We start from the raw sequence: 14,778 nt of genomic DNA on the forward strand, positions 1-14,778 counted from the left end.
TCATGGGGAGAGTGGCTTGCGGCCGATTAGTATTTTTTCTCTATTGCAGCTATCACTTCTGCAGCATTAGGTTGTGTTTTTGGTGAAAACACAGCTACCAGATTTCCTTTTTCATCAAGCAGGTACTTCTGGAAATTCCATTGTACTTCAGCAGGTTCAAAATGTTTTTCCTTGCTTTGGTCTAACAGCCATTTATAGATGGGATGTATGTCCGCACCTTTCACAGAAATCTTGGCAGCCATCGGGAATGTTACTGCATATTTTTTAGTACAGAATTCCTGGATCTGCTGGTTGCTGCCTGGTTCCTGAGAACCGAAATTGTTAGCAGGGAAACCAATGATCACCAGGTTCTTTTTGTACTTCTCATACAGTTTTTCCAGTTCTGCATATTGTGGAGTGTTTCCGCAAAGAGAAGCAGTATTCACGATCAGGATCTTCTTGCCTTTGTAATCGGCAAAATTGATTTTACCACCATCTACAGCATCCACTTTAAAATCATAAATGGCGCTGCTTTTCATAAATATCAACAACGAGATGAGCAATGTTTTTAACATACCTACAAAGTTTGAAATGAAATTAATGAATAACTCACACATAAAAAGTTAATGACGTGCATATGCCAGGGAACAAATGCTGAACGGAATATTTGCCTGTTGAAAGAGCTTTCCACAAGCTTCAGTGGTAGCGCCTGTGGTGATCACATCATCGATTAATAATACATGTTCATCTTTCAATAATTCAGGATTTTCCAGTTGAAAAGCGTGTTGTACATTTTGCCACCGGAGGATCCTGCTTTTCCTCGTTTGCGAAGCGGTAAATACTACTCTTTTCAGTGCATGTGATAATACGGGTTTGTTGATCACTGCTGCAATACCCGCAGATAATAAAGCAGACTGATTATAGCCTCGAAATTTCTCCCTCTTTTTAGTGATAGGTACTGGCACAATACAGGTAATCTGGTTGATCCAGTTGGTCTGTGCGAGTATCTTTCCCATCTGCTTTCCCATGTAGAAGGTTAGTTTCTTTTTGTGCCGGTACTTTATTTTATGCACCAGCTTACGCAACATGGATGCCTGTGAAAAATAGTAAGCAGCCAGTGCGTGCTGTACCTGCAATCGGCCATAGAATAATTTTTCTACAGGGGTCTCTGTAAAGTGCTGAAAGCCGGTTCGTGGTAACTGTACTGTACATTGATGACACAGGAATGCTTCAGTATGTGTGAGTGTGTTGCCACAACTCTCGCATACATGGGGAAAACAAAGATGGAGTAATGCTGTAAACATATATGATCAGAATAATCTGCTGTATACTTCATCGACGCGGCCTACGGGAATTACTTCAATATTGAATTTACTGAAGTCGGATCCTTTTTTATTATACCTGCTGACGAAGATCTTTTCGAAACCCAGTTTTTCTGCTTCTGCTATTCGCTGTTCGATACGGTTCACTGCGCGGATTTCACCACTCAGGCCTACTTCACCTGCAAAGCAGATCTTGCCGGCGATGGCAATGTCTTCGTAAGAAGAAAGCAGTGCACATAGCACTGCCAGATCGATGGCAGGATCTTCTGCACGGATACCACCGGCGATATTGAGGAACACATCTTTGACACCGAAGTGGAAGCCGCCTCTTTTTTCCAGTACGGCGAGAAGTAATTGCAGGCGACGCAGATCGAAGCCGGTCACAGTACGTTGTGGGGTACCATATACTGATTGAGTAACGAGTGCCTGTACTTCGATGAGCATAGGGCGCATACCTTCCATGGTAGAAGCGATGGCTACGCCACTCAACAGATCTTCGCGCTGAGAGATGAGAATTTCTGAAGGGTTGGTAACTTGTCGTAATCCGGTGCCGGTCATTTCGTAAATGCCCAGTTCTGCGGTGGAACCAAAACGATTTTTGATGGTACGCAATATGCGGTAAGCATAGTGTTGATCGCCTTCAAATTGTAATACGGTATCCACCATATGTTCCAGAATTTTTGGACCTGCGATAGCGCCATCTTTGGTGATATGACCGATCAGAAATACGGGCACATGACTTTCTTTGGCGAAGCGTTGCATTTCGGCGGCGGTTTCTCTGATCTGGGATACGCTGCCGGGAGCAGATTCGATAAAAGGAGATTGCAACGTTTGTATAGAATCGATGACCACCAGTTGTGGGCGGAGTTTTTTTATTTCCTGAAAGATAGTCTGGGTATTGGTTTCCGTGAGCAGGTAGAACTGATCGTTGGTGGCCTGCAGGCGGTCTGCGCGCATCTTTATCTGCGAGGCACTTTCTTCACCGCTTACGTATAATGTAGTAATATTTTTGAGTTGCAATGCATTTTGCAGGAAGAGTGTGCTCTTACCGATTCCTGGTTCACCACCTACGAGAACGAGTGATCCGGGAACAATACCGCCACCGAGTACACGGTTCAGTTCTACATCAGGAGTGAGTAGTCTTTCTTCTTCAACTGCGCTTACTTCGCTGAGGTTCACAATGTTGTTACGGCCATTCTCTTTTTCTGTTTGCCAGCTTTGATTACGTAGCGGAACATCTTTCTGAATTTTTTCTTCGACAAATGTATTCCATTGATTACAGGAAGGACATTTACCTGTCCACTTAGCTGATTCATATCCACAATTCTGACAGAAGAATGCTGATTTTATTTTCATGTAGCAAAGGTGATAAAAGCACTAAAAAAATGAGCAGTGCTATCGATAAAAAAGTTAAAAAAGGGAAAAATTGGGGTGAGAAAAAAATGGCTCAAAAAGAAAAGAGCCAACAGAAGATTCTGCTGACTCTTTCTACTTACTAACCCATTAAATTCAGGTCTAAATTACTAAATGGCTTCAGAATAAAAAAGTTTATTTAATCGATGTGAATAACTTTTGAGTAGTTTTTGTAATGTGACAGAACGGCTCCCATAGCCTATTTCAGGGCTTCCAGGTATTTAATTATACTTTCATTGAACGGGCGTAAAAGGTTGATAAATAGGATTGATAACGCCCAAAAATATATATGAAAAACGTGTCATAAGAGGGTTATTCTCATATGTCATATAGTCCGAATTTATGACTTAAAAATTACGATTCAGGACATAATGACAGTGTTAAATTTATGGTTGTCAGGTCGGGGAGGAGTTTGTCGGGTAGTTTCTTAAGGAAATCATAAATCCTTTAAAAAGGGTTGTTTTGGAGGGGAATTTGATCTTAGAAAGTAAATAATTGTTCTATTTATGACACCTGGAATGTTGATAGTATCGCTGATTTTTGTTGGGATCAGCATGCTGGTGAGTTACCGGTTACAGGGGAAATTCAGGCAATATAGCGGAATACCTACCTCATCCGGGCTAACAGGGAAGCAGATAGCACAGAAGATGTTGAATGAGAATGGAATATATGATGTGCAGGTGATATCTGTGGATGGGTTTCTGACTGACCATTACGACCCCACCAACAAAACAGTGAATTTAAGTCCGGAGGTATATTCCGGGGCGAACGTAGCGGCCGCGGCGGTGGCTGCGCATGAGTGCGGGCATGCGATCCAGCACAAAGATGCTTATGCCTGGCTTGGTTTGCGGTCCAGGTTGGTACCTATGGTACAGTTTAGCTCTCAGTGGTTACAGTTTGTGCTGATGATTGGGGTTATTACCCTTTACTGGACGTCTGCGCCGTTGCTGATAGGCATAATATTATTTGCACTGACCACTTTGTTTTCGTTGGTGACGCTGCCGGTCGAGTTTGATGCTTCGCGGAGGGCTTTGATCTGGCTGGACAATACTAATGTGATGAGGCCGCAAGAGCATTACAAGGCAAAGGATGCCCTCTGGTGGGCGGCTATGACCTATGTAGTGTCGGCGGTAGCTTCGGTAGTGATGCTGGTACAATATATCTTTTTATTCCTGGGCGCAAGGGACAGGGATTAATAAACAAACACTTTGTCATAATTATCAGGGGCCGGAAGTAAGAGACTGCTTCCGGCCTTTCTGTTTATATAGTTTATAGCCTATATGTTTTGGGTTGAAAAACAATATAAAAACGGCTCATGGAATTATTCCACTTGCTATGTTAATAATTATAAGTCAAAATTTTTATTGAAAATCAATGACTTCTGAAGGTGCTCGTAAAAAATGTCTCGAAAAGTATGGTTATTCAAAGTCTGTGATTTAACTTTGCGTTCCCAATTTGTGTGGGATCATATTTCAAGCGTAAATTTTATTTACTATAATGAATACTTTAAGCTTCAAGACTAAATCTGCCAACGACGCAACCGTAGTGCGTGACTGGCATATTGTAGACGCTACCAACCTGACACTGGGTAGGATGAGCGCGAAGATTGCGTCCATTTTAAGAGGTAAGAACAAGCCTTACTATACTCCTCACACTGATTGTGGAGATTTCGTAATCATCATCAATGCAGAAAAGATCCAGTTGACTGGTAATAAATGGAATGACAAGGAATATCTGACTTATTCAGGTTATCCAGGTGGTCAGAAATCAGAGACTGCTAAGGAACTGATTCGTCGTCGTCCAGAAGTAGTGATCGAAAGAGCTGTTAAGGGCATGCTTCCTAAGAATCGTCTGGGTCGTGCTATGTACAAAAAACTGTTTGTATATGCCGGCGCTGAGCATCCACATGCTGCGCAGAAACCTAAATCCTTAACTTTCTAATTTTTCTCTGATACATGGAAAAGCAAAAAAATACTATTGGTCGTCGTAAGGAAGCCGTAGCTCGCGTGTATATCAGCAAGGGCACTGGTGCAATTACAATCAACGACAAAGACTATAAAGAATATTTCGCGCTGGTTTACCTGCAGAATCAGGTAGAACTGCCGTTGAAAACTATCGACGCTCTGGATAAATTTGATATAAAGGTAAATGCTGCTGGTGGTGGTATCAAGGGTCAGGCTGAGGCAGTGAAACTTGGTATTGCACGTGGTCTGTGTGAGGTGAACATCGAGTTCCGCCCTGCACTGAAAGCGGCTGGATTGCTGAAACGTGATCCTAGAGGCGTTGAACGTAAGAAACCAGGTAAAGCTAAAGCTAGAAGAAGCTTCCAGTTCTCTAAACGCTAATCGTGATGAATGCGTGGTGGTAGTATATACCCATCGCAGATTATTAACATTGACCTTTTATAACAGAGTATAATAACATGGAAAATAATACCTCATTGCAGCAGCAGTTACTGGAGGCTGGTGTACACTTCGGTCACCTGAAGAAGAAATGGAATCCAAAGATGCTGCCTTACATTTTCGCAGAAAAGAAAGGTATTCACATCATAGATCTGAATAAAACCGTTGAAGGTTTACAGGATGCAGCAGCAGCGCTGAAATCTATAGCTAAGAGCGGTAAAAAGATCATGTTCGTTGCAACAAAAAAGCAAGCTAAAGAAATCGTAGCAGAAGCGGCTAAGCGTGTAAACATGCCTTACGTGACTGAAAGATGGTTAGGTGGTATGCTTACCAACTTCACCACTATCCGTAAAAGCGTGAAGAAAATGCAGAGCATCGAGAAAATGCTGACTGATGGTACTTTCGATAGCATCACTAAGAAAGAGCGTTTGACCTTAACACGTGATAAGGAGAAAATGGAGAAAGTTCTGGGTGGTATCGCTCAGCTGGCTCGTGTTCCTGCAGCGCTGTTCCTGGTTGACATCAGCCATGAGCACATTGCACTGGCAGAAGCTCGTCGTCTGGGTATCTCCACCTTCGGTATGGTAGATACTAACTCTGATCCTACCAAGGTAGACTTCGCAGTACCAGCGAACGATGATGCTACTAAATCTATCGCAATCATCACTAACTATATCGCTGCAGCAATTGCAGAAGGTCTGTCTGAAAGAGCGAATGAGAAAACTGACGACGTAGTAGAAGAGGAAGAAGAAGACAACAAGGCACTGAAGTTCGAACTCGAAGGTGGTGATGATCGTGGTGGTGAGAGAGGTCGTAAGCCAGGTGGTCGTGGTCCAGGTGGTCCAGGTGGCAACAACAACCGTCCAGGCGGTGGTGGTGGCAACCGTCCAGGTGGCAACAACAATCGTCCAGGTGGTGGTGGTAACCGTCCAGGTGGCGGTGGTAACCGTCCAGGCGGCGGTGGCGGCGGACAGCGTCGTCCTGCAGGTTCTGGTGGTAGCAGACCAGGTGGTGGCGGAAGATAATTCTGTTCATGACTAAATAGATCAATTGCGAACCGTGGACAGCTTATCTGATCTGTGGTTCGCAATTGGTCATATAAACCGGACAAGTAGCAAAATTCATATAAACTTAATACTCTTAAACTCATTATAAGTTATGGCAGCAACAATTACAGCAGCTGATGTAAACAAACTGCGTCAGCAGACAGGTGCAGGGATGATGGATTGCAGAAAGGCGCTGGTAGAAAGCGATGGTGATTTTGAAAAAGCAGTTGATTATCTGCGTAAAAAAGGCCAGAAAGTAGCCGCTTTACGTTCTGACCGTGAAACTAAAGAAGGTGTTATCATTGCTAAGACTGCTGCTGATGGCCAGACTGGTGTGATAGTAGCCCTGGGTTGCGAAACTGACTTCGTAGCTAAGAATGAAGATTTCATCAAGTTTGCGCAGTCTCTGGTAGACCTGGCACTGACTTCCGGTGTTAACACCGTAGAAGAACTGGGTGCAGCTAGCCTGGACGGTGCAACTGTAAGTGATAAAGTAAACGACCAGGTTGCTAAGATTGGTGAGAAAATCACCCTGGCACGTTTCGAAAAAATCAGCGCTGCTTCTGTAACTGCTTATATCCACGGTAACTACCGCATGGGTGTACTGGTAGGTTTCAACGAAGCTGTAGCTGAAGAAGTAGGTAAGGATGTGGCAATGCAGATCGCTGCTATGAACCCAATCGCTGTTGATGCGGCTGGTGTTTCTGAAGATCTGATTGCACGTGAAAAAGCAATCGCTCTTGAGCAGATCGCTGCTGAAGGTAAAACAGGAGACATGGCTGAAAAAATCGCTATGGGTAAGGTGAACAAGTTCTTCAAAGACAATACCCTGTTACAGCAGGCGTTTGTGAAAGATAATAATAAGACTGTTGCTGATTATCTGAAGTCTGTAAGTGCAGGTCTGAAGGTAACAGGATTCAGCAGAATCGCATTGGGGTAATATAATCCCGGTCAGAAAAGGAGAGAAGTTTTTCTCTCCTTTTTTTTGTGCCTAACGGAAATCATATAGTGTCAACGAAGGGTAATCCTGCCCCGAAAATTCCGCGTTCCGCATTTTTTGTATCTTCGGGGCGCAATAACCGATAACTATCTTCATCTTAATATATCATTTTCAATAGTCATGTTGCCAAAGTACAAGCGTATTTTACTTAAACTAAGCGGTGAGTCCCTGATGGGCGAAGGTAATTACGGGATCGATCACAAGGTGATCTCACAGTATGCATACGATATTAAAGCTGCTACTGATCTGGGCGTGCAGGTTGCGGTCGTGATCGGTGGTGGTAACATCTATCGTGGTATGAACGAAAAAGAGACAGGTATTGAGCGTGCTCAGGGCGACTATATGGGGATGCTGGCAACAGTTATCAATGGTATGGCCATGCAGAGTGGCCTGGAAAAGGTTGGTTTATATACCCGCCTGCAATCTGCTATCAAAATGGAGCAGATCGCTGAGCCTTATATCCGCCGCCGTGCCATTCGCCACCTGGAAAAAGGCCGTGTTGTGATCTTTGGTGCTGGTACCGGTAACCCGTACTTCACTACAGATACCGCTGCTTCCCTGCGTGCGATCGAAATCCAGGCAGATGTGATCCTGAAAGGAACCCGTGTAGATGGTATCTATACCGCTGATCCGGAAAAAGATCCAACCGCTACAAAATTTGAAACCATTACCTTCTCTGAGGTGTATCAGAAATCACTGAATGTGATGGATATGACCGCTTTCACACTGTGCCAGGAGAATAAACTCCCGATTATCGTGTTTGACATGAATCGTCCGGGCAATCTGCTACAGGTGATTATGGGGAAGAATGTGGGGACACTTGTAAAAGCATAAACTTATTTGGAATCGGGGAATTGCTTAGCAATTCCCCGATTGCTTTTATTTCAGGTATGCTTTGAGCTCTGTAAAGGGTAAGAACAAAGTAATCTGCCCCATTGCATAAGGCCCGATCTCATACGGGGTATAGCAGAACCCAATGCCCTTTTCCGTGATGAAGAAGTTCTCATTCACGGGGATCTGATCGACCAGCAACTGGTCTTTCAATGTGTTTTCCTCACTCACCCAGAAAATTCTTCTGTACGCTTTTTCCAGCAATGCCGGTAATGCCTCTTTATAGCCCGGTTTAAACAGGTCTTCTGTAGTTAATACTTTCTTGTTCTTCAAATCTAAAACCTTGTAAATTGAGCCGTAATTGCCGTGTGCACCACCTGTATACTCATAGGTGAATGATTCAATGCTCAGATAAGGATAATGGTTATACACTACTCTCATATCGGCATCGGCTGACCAGCTGGCGGTGGCAGGAATTTCCTGTGTGGTATCGATATCTTTTTCAGTCATTTTGTAAGTGACCAGAAAGGAGTCAATATCTCTTCTGAGGTAACGAACCGGATTGTCCAGGGAAGGGTTGCCGGTTACAGTGCTGCGAATGAAAGCCTTTGTCTCCTCATCCAGGGTGGGCGCCGGCCAGATAATGGCGTTAGTAGCTACTGCTACCGGGGAGGCAGGATTACCTGGCAGCAGCTTCGCAGAATCTTCTCCATAATATACACTCAGGGGAGTAGTTTCTTTCATATCAGGTACGAGGGTGTACTCATAGGTAGTCCCTTTTCCTCTCCATTTTCCCTTATATACACCGGCACTGTCCAGTAAACCTGTGAAGAAGCGTTCTTCCTTTTCATCCGTACTCTCATATAATACCAGCATTTTGTTCTGGTCCAGGTTTCCCCAGATGGCGATCGGCTCCCCGGTCTCTTCGTAACTATAATATCCACGGTACATGGCCGGATTGGCTTTGGTCAGTTCCATCGTAATGTTCTTCCCTGCCAGCGTACCTTTCAATTGTACATAAAAATAGGGTGTGGTCTTGAAATCAGGGAGACTTGCAGCAGCCTGTTTGGGATGCCTGTCGCCACAGGATATCAGTAAAATAGCTGAGATAGTAATAAGGAGTATGGTTCTCATGCGTTAAAATTAATAATTATTCATATTCTTTTTATCGGGTTGGGTGCTGATGACAATCAATCATTTTAGCGTTTTCATGCAGGGGCCATCCTGTATCTTTGTACCCGTAAAATATTGGCCAATGCTAAATAAAAAAGTTGCTGACCTGCGTAAGGATTATACCCTTGCTGAGCTGGATGAAAAGGAAGTAGCCCAGGATCCCTTTCAACAATTTGAAAAGTGGTGGAATGAAGCCATCACCGGAGAGATAGAGGAAGCCAATGCGATGACGCTGGCCACTAGTAGCTCCGCAGGTATTCCTACTACCCGCATCGTATTGCTAAAGAGCTTTGATGCAGATGGTTTTGTGTTTTTTACCAATTATGATAGCCGTAAAGGTCATGAAATGGCGGCTAATCCGCACGTATCTCTGTTGTTTTTCTGGAAAGAGCTGCAAAGACAGGTGCGTATAGACGGAATTGTATCCAAAGTGGATGCGGGTATGAGTAATGAATATTACAACAGCCGTCCGCTGGGTAGTCGTATTGGTGCTATAGCTTCTCCACAGAGCAAGGTGATACCTAACAGGAGTTTCCTGGAAGAGAAGGTAAAGACAGTGACTGAAAAATATGAGAAAAATGCTCCAGAGAGACCGGAAAACTGGGGGGGGTATATTGTGAAACCGGTTGCAATTGAGTTCTGGCAGGGACGCAGTAGCCGACTTCATGACCGTATCCAGTACAGTCAGGAAGGGAGTAGCTGGAAAATAGAGCGCCTGGCGCCATGATGAATAAAGAAATTATAAGAGGCTGATCATAATTAAGTGGTCAGCCTCTTTAATAATTTTAGGCTTGTTTTGCAGCAGCCTTTGCAGCTTTAACAGCAGCAGCTTTAGCTGGCTTAGCAGGTCTTGATTTTCCGAAAGAACCACTGAAAATCTTACCTTTTTTGGTTTTGATATCACCTCTACCCATTGTTAGACAGTTTGATTGTTTATTATTAATTGGTGCAAATTACGTAAAAAAGGAAGATACCACAAACTGAAGGGTTCGTGGCCATTTTATAAGCCTGTTGTCGAAGAAGCGTCGAAGAAGCGTCGAAGAAGAGGTGGACCTATATAAAATAAAAAAAGCAAGAAACAGTAATGTTCCTTGCTTGAATAAGGTAAGCTAACAGATTAAAGCTTGTCGGACAGAGCCTTACCAGCTTTGAATTTAGCAACTTTCTTAGCTTTGATCTTGATGATCTGGCCAGTCTGTGGGTTTCTACCGTTACGAGCAGCACGTTTAGAAACAGAGAAAGTACCGAAACCTACTAAGGTTACTTTACCACCTTTTTTCAGGGTATCAGCAACAGCTTTAGTGAAAGAATCCAGTGCTTCGTTAGCTTGGGTTTTAGTGATACCGGCATCTTTTGCCAGTTTGTCGATTAATTCGGCTTTGTTCATAGCTAGTAAGATTTAACTAGTGAATTAAAATGTTTGATGTGAGCAAATATAGCGCGTTTTATCAGATTACCAAATTTTTTGCATCTTTTTTAAGCAAAATTTTATCGGCTGAAAAGGGCTACAGGTAACGGTTACAGCTGATTCGCTCATGATATGGATGTATGAGCAAAACAGGAGTTAACGTCTGAAACCCGCTGCTAGTGGCAATTTGCTACTGGTTTTATAATTAACGTCAGAGTGTTCCAAGTATTGTACCAAACTCACAATCCCTGATAAACAGTGGATTTCCTGTGGATAAGTTTAAATGTTAAACTACCTGCATCACTGTTCTGAAGGCTACAAACTGGCTTCCAAACAGGTCATAAGCCCTCTTTTGGAGTACTGGCGCATATTCGTCTATGTAAGTTTGGTAGTTCTCGAGTGTATCTGCAAAGAATTGTACAGAGTAGGTGAGACCATCTTCCTCATCCTGTTCCAGCAGTCTGCACATGCGGTAATCATGGAATAAACCGGTATTCATGATAGCTGGGATCTGGTCTTCCTTCATCCATTGCATCCATCTGTCGTTGATAGGATGCGACACCATTGTGGTAACGTTAAATATGATCATAGTTGGAAATCCTTGTTAGTGGCTTAATTGCAGATATATGGGGCAGTGATCAGAGTGCTTTATATCGGCGTAAATCTTTGCCTCTTTCAGCTTTTCCTGCAATGGTGTAGTGACACTGATATAATCGATACGCCATCCCTTATTATTATTGCGTGCATTGGCGCGGAAACTCCACCAGCTATATTGGTGCGGATCACTACAGAAATGACGGAAAGTATCTACGAAGCCGTTTTCATATAATTTGTCCAGCCATGCACGTTCTTCGGGCAGAAAACCACTGCTGTTCTTGTTGCCTACGGGATCATGAATATCGATTGGTTTGTGCACGATATTGTAGTCGCCACACACTATTATATTAGGTCTTGTGGCTTTGAGTGTATGGAGGTAGCCAAAGAACTCATCCAACCATTGGTATTTATAGGTTTGTCTTTCGTCTCCACTGGTGCCTGAAGGGATATATGTGTTAACGAGTGTGATATCCCCAAAATCGAGGCGCATTACCCTGCCTTCGGCATCGCTCTGCATGTAGCCATTTCCATATTGTACATGGTCTGGTTTTATCTTAGTGAGTACAGCTACACCGCTGTAGCCTTTTTTCTGGGCAGGATACCAGTAGTGTTCATAGCCAAGCTCGTCAAACTGTTGGAAGTCTACATTGTCTTTGTGCGCTTTGATTTCCTGTAAGCAGATGATATCGGCGGGATCAGTTTTGAGCCATTCTGTGAAGCCTTTTGTCATGGCGGAACGAAGCCCGTTTACATTGTACGATATGATTCTCATACTGTAAATATACGAATGCCGGTGATTGCAGCGCAACCACCGGCATTCAGTTAAAAATATTATAACGAAGTTTTTACATGTCGTATTCGAGTACCGGTCTAAGCCATTTCTCTGCTTCTTCTACAGTCCAGCCTTTGCGTTCAGCATAATCTATTACCTGGTCTTTCTCGATCTTTCCTATACCAAAGTATTTGGCAGCAGGGTTGGCAAAATACCAGCCACTTACACTTGAAGCAGGATACATGGCCAGTGATTCTGTGAGTGTGATACCAGTGTTCTCCGTAGCATCGAGCATATCGAACATCTTGTATTTCTCTGTATGTTCAGGACAGGCAGGATAACCTGGTGCAGGACGTATGCCTGCGTATTCTTCTTTGATCAGGTCATCTTTACTCAGGTGTTCTTCTGAAGCATAGCCCCAGAATTCCTTTCTTACACGCTCATGCATCAGCTCTGCAAAGGCTTCTACCAGCCTGTCCGCAAGGGCTTTCAGCATAATGCTGCTGTAATCGTCATGGTCTGCCTTGAACTTTTCCAACCATTCTTCAATGCCACCACCTGTGGTCACGGCAAAGGCACCCATGTAGTCCTGGATACCTGTATCGGAGGGGGCGATAAAGTCTGCCAGTGATATGTTTGGCTGACCAGGCGCCTTCTTGATCTGCTGACGCAGACATTCCAGATTTACGGTACCCTGACCTGGTTTTGGTGACAATACGGTGATGGTATCATCTGCTGTTCTGCTGGCAGGAAAGAGGCCAATTACAGCGTTGGCAGTTACCCATTTCTCTTCAACGATGCGTTTTAGCATTACTTTGGCATCTTCATACAGGCGACTTGCTTCCACACCGACTACTTCGTCCGTCAGGATCTGCGGGAATTTACCGTGCAGTTCCCATGAGATGAAGAAGGGCTGCCAGTCTATATATTCAGCTATATCAGCCAGTTCATAGTTCTTAAAAACCTGTACTCCCAGTTGTTTTGGAACTACCGGAGTGAATCCTGTCCAGTCGCTGATCGCCTTGTTCTGGCGGGCTTCTGCGATAGGAAGGTATTGTTTTACTGGTTTCTTATTGCGGAAGTTATCATTGAGTTTGGTGTACTCAGTTGTTACTTCCTGCAGGAAATTTTTTCTCAGGGCTTTGTTCAGCAGGTTACCGGTTACGGTTACGCTACGGGACGCATCAAGTACATGCACCACGCCGTGTTCATACTCGGGGGCAATTTTTACGGCGGTATGGGTACGGGAGGTAGTGGCACCGCCTATTAATAATGGTACTTCAAAGTGCTGGCGTTTCATTTCTCTGGCCACGTGCACCATTTCGTCCAGACTAGGGGTGATCAGGCCACTGAGGCCAATGATATCCACATCTTCCTGGCGGGCGGTCTGCAGAATTTTTTCCGCTGGGACCATTACTCCCATATCGATGATGTCGTAGCCATTACAGCCCAATACTACACCTACGATATTTTTACCGATGTCGTGTACGTCGCCTTTTACAGTAGCCAGCAGGATCTTTCCGGCTGATTTGATCACGCCACCATTTTCTGCGACCATCCTGGCTTTTTCTGCTTCAATAAAAGGTGTCAGTACGGCCACGGATTTCTTCATCACGCGGGCACTTTTTACTACCTGTGGCAGGAACATTTTACCACTGCCGAAGAGGTCGCCGACGATGTTCATACCGTCCATGAGCGGACCTTCGATCACATCCAGCGGACGGGGATATTTTTGTCTGGCTTCTTCGGTATCAGCTTCGATATAGTCAGTGATACCATTTACGAGTGCGTGGCTTAGTCTTTCTTCTACAGAGCCGTGGCGCCAGGTTTCGTCTTTTTCGATCACCTTTCCTTTTGCCTTTACAGTTTCGGCATAGGCGATGAGGCGTTCTGTAGCATCTTCACGGCGATTCAGGATAGCATCGTCACAGAGTTCGCGCAGCTTTGGTTCAATTTCATCATAGATCTGCAACATACCGGCATTCACGATACCCATGTTCATGCCCGCTTTGATCGCGTAGAACAGGAATACAGAGTGCATCGCTTCGCGCACCAGGTCATTTCCTCTGAAGGAGAAGGAGATGTTACTCACACCACCACTTACGCTGGTCAGCGGCATTAGTTCCTTGATACGGCGGGTGGCGTTGATGAAGTCTACTGCGTAGTTATTGTGTTCTTCGATACCTGTGGCAATCGCAAAGATGTTCGGGTCGAATATGATATCCTGTGGATCAAACCCTACAACTTCTGTCAGGATCTTGTAAGAGCGATGACAGAACGCTACTTTTTTCTCTTCTGTATCTGCCTGTCCATACTCATCGAAAGCCATTACGACTACAGCAGCACCGAAGCTTTTGCAGATAGTGGCCTGTTCAATGAATTTCGCTTCACCTTCCTTGAGGGAGATGGAGTTCACAATACATTTACCCTGCAGGCATTTCAGACCGGCTTCAATGATGCTGAACTTACTGGAGTCGATCATTACCGGGATCTTTGAAATATCCGGTTCTGCAGCAAGCAGGTTCAGAAAGGTGGTCATTGCCAGTTCTCCGTCGAGGAGGGCATCATCCATGTTTACGTCCAGTACCTGCGCACCGTTTTCTACCTGCTGGCGGGCTACAGACAGTGCTTCTTCGTACTGTCCTTCCCTGATCAGACGGGCAAATTTTTTAGAACCGGTTACGTTAGTACGTTCACCAATATTGATGAAGTTGGTTTCAGGTCGTACTATCAGTGGCTCCAGGCCGCTCAGGCGCAAAAATGGTTTGATGACAGTTTGTTCCTGTCCAGTGGCAGTTTGCGCGGGATTGAGTGTATCGCTCATTGGTAGCTATA

At 44.4% G+C, this 14,778-nt stretch carries 16 protein-coding genes; 7 read left to right on the plus strand and 9 right to left on the minus strand.

Annotation, left to right across the window (positions count from 1 at the left end; genetic code table 11):
- Positions 1–26 precede the first annotated feature (26 nt).
- The 3 genes from SIO70_RS05650 to radA are packed head-to-tail and all read right to left on the minus strand — an operon-like array spanning position 27 to position 2,657.
- Complete coding sequence (locus SIO70_RS05650) at positions 27–554, minus strand: glutathione peroxidase (protein ID WP_320579988.1); 528 nt, start codon at positions 552–554, stop codon at positions 27–29.
- A gap of 48 nt (positions 555–602) precedes the next feature.
- A complete protein-coding gene (locus SIO70_RS05655) occupies positions 603–1,283 on the minus strand; it encodes a ComF family protein (RefSeq protein ID WP_320579989.1) in 681 nt (226 codons plus the stop codon).
- 6 nt (positions 1,284–1,289) lie between these two features.
- The gene (radA, locus tag SIO70_RS05660; protein ID WP_083723342.1) at positions 1,290–2,657 is read right to left on the minus strand and encodes a DNA repair protein RadA; all 1,368 of its coding nucleotides are present in this window, start codon (positions 2,655–2,657) and stop codon (positions 1,290–1,292) included.
- A gap of 563 nt (positions 2,658–3,220) precedes the next feature.
- Here radA and SIO70_RS05665 point away from each other — a divergent pair.
- From SIO70_RS05665 to pyrH, 6 genes are all read left to right on the plus strand, one after another.
- On the plus strand, positions 3,221–3,910 hold the full coding sequence (locus tag SIO70_RS05665) for a zinc metallopeptidase (protein ID WP_320579990.1): 690 nt from the start codon (positions 3,221–3,223) through the stop codon (positions 3,908–3,910).
- Between the two features lie 301 nt (positions 3,911–4,211).
- Complete coding sequence (rplM, locus tag SIO70_RS05670) at positions 4,212–4,655, plus strand: 50S ribosomal protein L13 (protein WP_083723340.1); 444 nt, start codon at positions 4,212–4,214, stop codon at positions 4,653–4,655.
- Between the two features lie 14 nt (positions 4,656–4,669).
- Positions 4,670–5,059, plus strand: coding sequence for a 30S ribosomal protein S9 (gene rpsI, locus SIO70_RS05675; RefSeq protein WP_083723339.1), 390 nt, complete (start codon positions 4,670–4,672; stop codon positions 5,057–5,059).
- 77 nt (positions 5,060–5,136) lie between these two features.
- Positions 5,137–6,141 (plus strand): 30S ribosomal protein S2, encoded by a 1,005-nt coding sequence (gene rpsB / locus SIO70_RS05680; protein ID WP_320579991.1) that lies wholly within the window; start codon positions 5,137–5,139, stop codon positions 6,139–6,141.
- 133 nt (positions 6,142–6,274) lie between these two features.
- A complete protein-coding gene (gene tsf, locus SIO70_RS05685; RefSeq protein ID WP_320579992.1) occupies positions 6,275–7,102 on the plus strand; it encodes a translation elongation factor Ts in 828 nt (275 codons plus the stop codon).
- Between the two features lie 180 nt (positions 7,103–7,282).
- Positions 7,283–7,996: a UMP kinase gene (gene pyrH / locus SIO70_RS05690; protein ID WP_320579993.1), complete on the plus strand. Its 714-nt coding sequence runs from the start codon at positions 7,283–7,285 to the stop codon at positions 7,994–7,996.
- Between the two features lie 45 nt (positions 7,997–8,041).
- Here pyrH and SIO70_RS05695 read toward each other — a convergent pair whose 3' ends face one another.
- Positions 8,042–9,127 (minus strand): DUF3298 and DUF4163 domain-containing protein, encoded by a 1,086-nt coding sequence (locus SIO70_RS05695; protein ID WP_320579994.1) that lies wholly within the window; start codon positions 9,125–9,127, stop codon positions 8,042–8,044.
- Between the two features lie 121 nt (positions 9,128–9,248).
- Between SIO70_RS05695 and pdxH the strand changes: the two genes are divergently transcribed.
- Positions 9,249–9,893, plus strand: a complete 645-nt coding sequence (gene pdxH, locus SIO70_RS05700) for a pyridoxamine 5'-phosphate oxidase (RefSeq protein ID WP_320579995.1) — start codon at positions 9,249–9,251, stop codon at positions 9,891–9,893.
- 58 nt (positions 9,894–9,951) lie between these two features.
- Here the strand turns inward: pdxH and SIO70_RS05705 are convergent, their stop codons facing one another.
- The 5 genes from SIO70_RS05705 to metH form a co-directional block, all read right to left on the minus strand.
- On the minus strand, positions 9,952–10,080 hold the full coding sequence (locus SIO70_RS05705) for a 30S ribosomal protein THX (protein ID WP_072362758.1): 129 nt from the start codon (positions 10,078–10,080) through the stop codon (positions 9,952–9,954).
- A 203-nt stretch (positions 10,081–10,283) separates the two neighbouring features.
- Positions 10,284–10,553 carry an HU family DNA-binding protein gene (locus tag SIO70_RS05710; RefSeq protein ID WP_012788562.1) on the minus strand — a complete coding sequence of 90 codons (270 nt, stop codon included), beginning with the start codon at positions 10,551–10,553 and terminating at the stop codon, positions 10,284–10,286.
- Between the two features lie 307 nt (positions 10,554–10,860).
- Positions 10,861–11,163: a DUF4286 family protein gene (locus tag SIO70_RS05715; RefSeq protein ID WP_083723334.1), complete on the minus strand. Its 303-nt coding sequence runs from the start codon at positions 11,161–11,163 to the stop codon at positions 10,861–10,863.
- Between the two features lie 15 nt (positions 11,164–11,178).
- Complete coding sequence (locus tag SIO70_RS05720) at positions 11,179–11,943, minus strand: exodeoxyribonuclease III (protein ID WP_320579996.1); 765 nt, start codon at positions 11,941–11,943, stop codon at positions 11,179–11,181.
- 73 nt (positions 11,944–12,016) lie between these two features.
- Positions 12,017–14,767, minus strand: coding sequence for a methionine synthase (metH, locus tag SIO70_RS05725; RefSeq protein WP_320579997.1), 2,751 nt, complete (start codon positions 14,765–14,767; stop codon positions 12,017–12,019).
- Positions 14,768–14,778 lie beyond the last annotated feature (11 nt).

The organism is Chitinophaga sancti (assembly GCF_034087045.1).
Classification (GTDB): Bacteria; Bacteroidota; Bacteroidia; order Chitinophagales; family Chitinophagaceae; genus Chitinophaga; species Chitinophaga sancti_B.

Excerpts from the sequence above, each read along its gene's own strand:
- SIO70_RS05650 (WP_320579988.1), bottom strand. The coding sequence starts at position 554 with ATGTTAAAAACATTGCTCATCTCGTTGTTGATATTTATGAAAAGCAGC.
- SIO70_RS05655 (WP_320579989.1), bottom strand. The coding sequence starts at position 1,283 with ATGTTTACAGCATTACTCCATCTTTGTTTTCCCCATGTATGCGAGAGT.
- radA (WP_083723342.1), bottom strand. The coding sequence starts at position 2,657 with ATGAAAATAAAATCAGCATTCTTCTGTCAGAATTGTGGATATGAATCA.
- SIO70_RS05665 (WP_320579990.1), top strand. The coding sequence starts at position 3,221 with ATGACACCTGGAATGTTGATAGTATCGCTGATTTTTGTTGGGATCAGC.
- rplM (WP_083723340.1), top strand. The coding sequence starts at position 4,212 with ATGAATACTTTAAGCTTCAAGACTAAATCTGCCAACGACGCAACCGTA.
- rpsI (WP_083723339.1), top strand. The coding sequence starts at position 4,670 with ATGGAAAAGCAAAAAAATACTATTGGTCGTCGTAAGGAAGCCGTAGCT.
- rpsB (WP_320579991.1), top strand. The coding sequence starts at position 5,137 with ATGGAAAATAATACCTCATTGCAGCAGCAGTTACTGGAGGCTGGTGTA.
- tsf (WP_320579992.1), top strand. The coding sequence starts at position 6,275 with ATGGCAGCAACAATTACAGCAGCTGATGTAAACAAACTGCGTCAGCAG.
- pyrH (WP_320579993.1), top strand. The coding sequence starts at position 7,283 with ATGTTGCCAAAGTACAAGCGTATTTTACTTAAACTAAGCGGTGAGTCC.
- SIO70_RS05695 (WP_320579994.1), bottom strand. The coding sequence starts at position 9,127 with ATGAGAACCATACTCCTTATTACTATCTCAGCTATTTTACTGATATCC.
- pdxH (WP_320579995.1), top strand. The coding sequence starts at position 9,249 with ATGCTAAATAAAAAAGTTGCTGACCTGCGTAAGGATTATACCCTTGCT.
- SIO70_RS05705 (WP_072362758.1), bottom strand. The coding sequence starts at position 10,080 with ATGGGTAGAGGTGATATCAAAACCAAAAAAGGTAAGATTTTCAGTGGT.
- SIO70_RS05710 (WP_012788562.1), bottom strand. The coding sequence starts at position 10,553 with ATGAACAAAGCCGAATTAATCGACAAACTGGCAAAAGATGCCGGTATC.
- SIO70_RS05715 (WP_083723334.1), bottom strand. The coding sequence starts at position 11,163 with ATGATCATATTTAACGTTACCACAATGGTGTCGCATCCTATCAACGAC.
- SIO70_RS05720 (WP_320579996.1), bottom strand. The coding sequence starts at position 11,943 with ATGAGAATCATATCGTACAATGTAAACGGGCTTCGTTCCGCCATGACA.
- metH (WP_320579997.1), bottom strand. The coding sequence starts at position 14,767 with ATGAGCGATACACTCAATCCCGCGCAAACTGCCACTGGACAGGAACAA.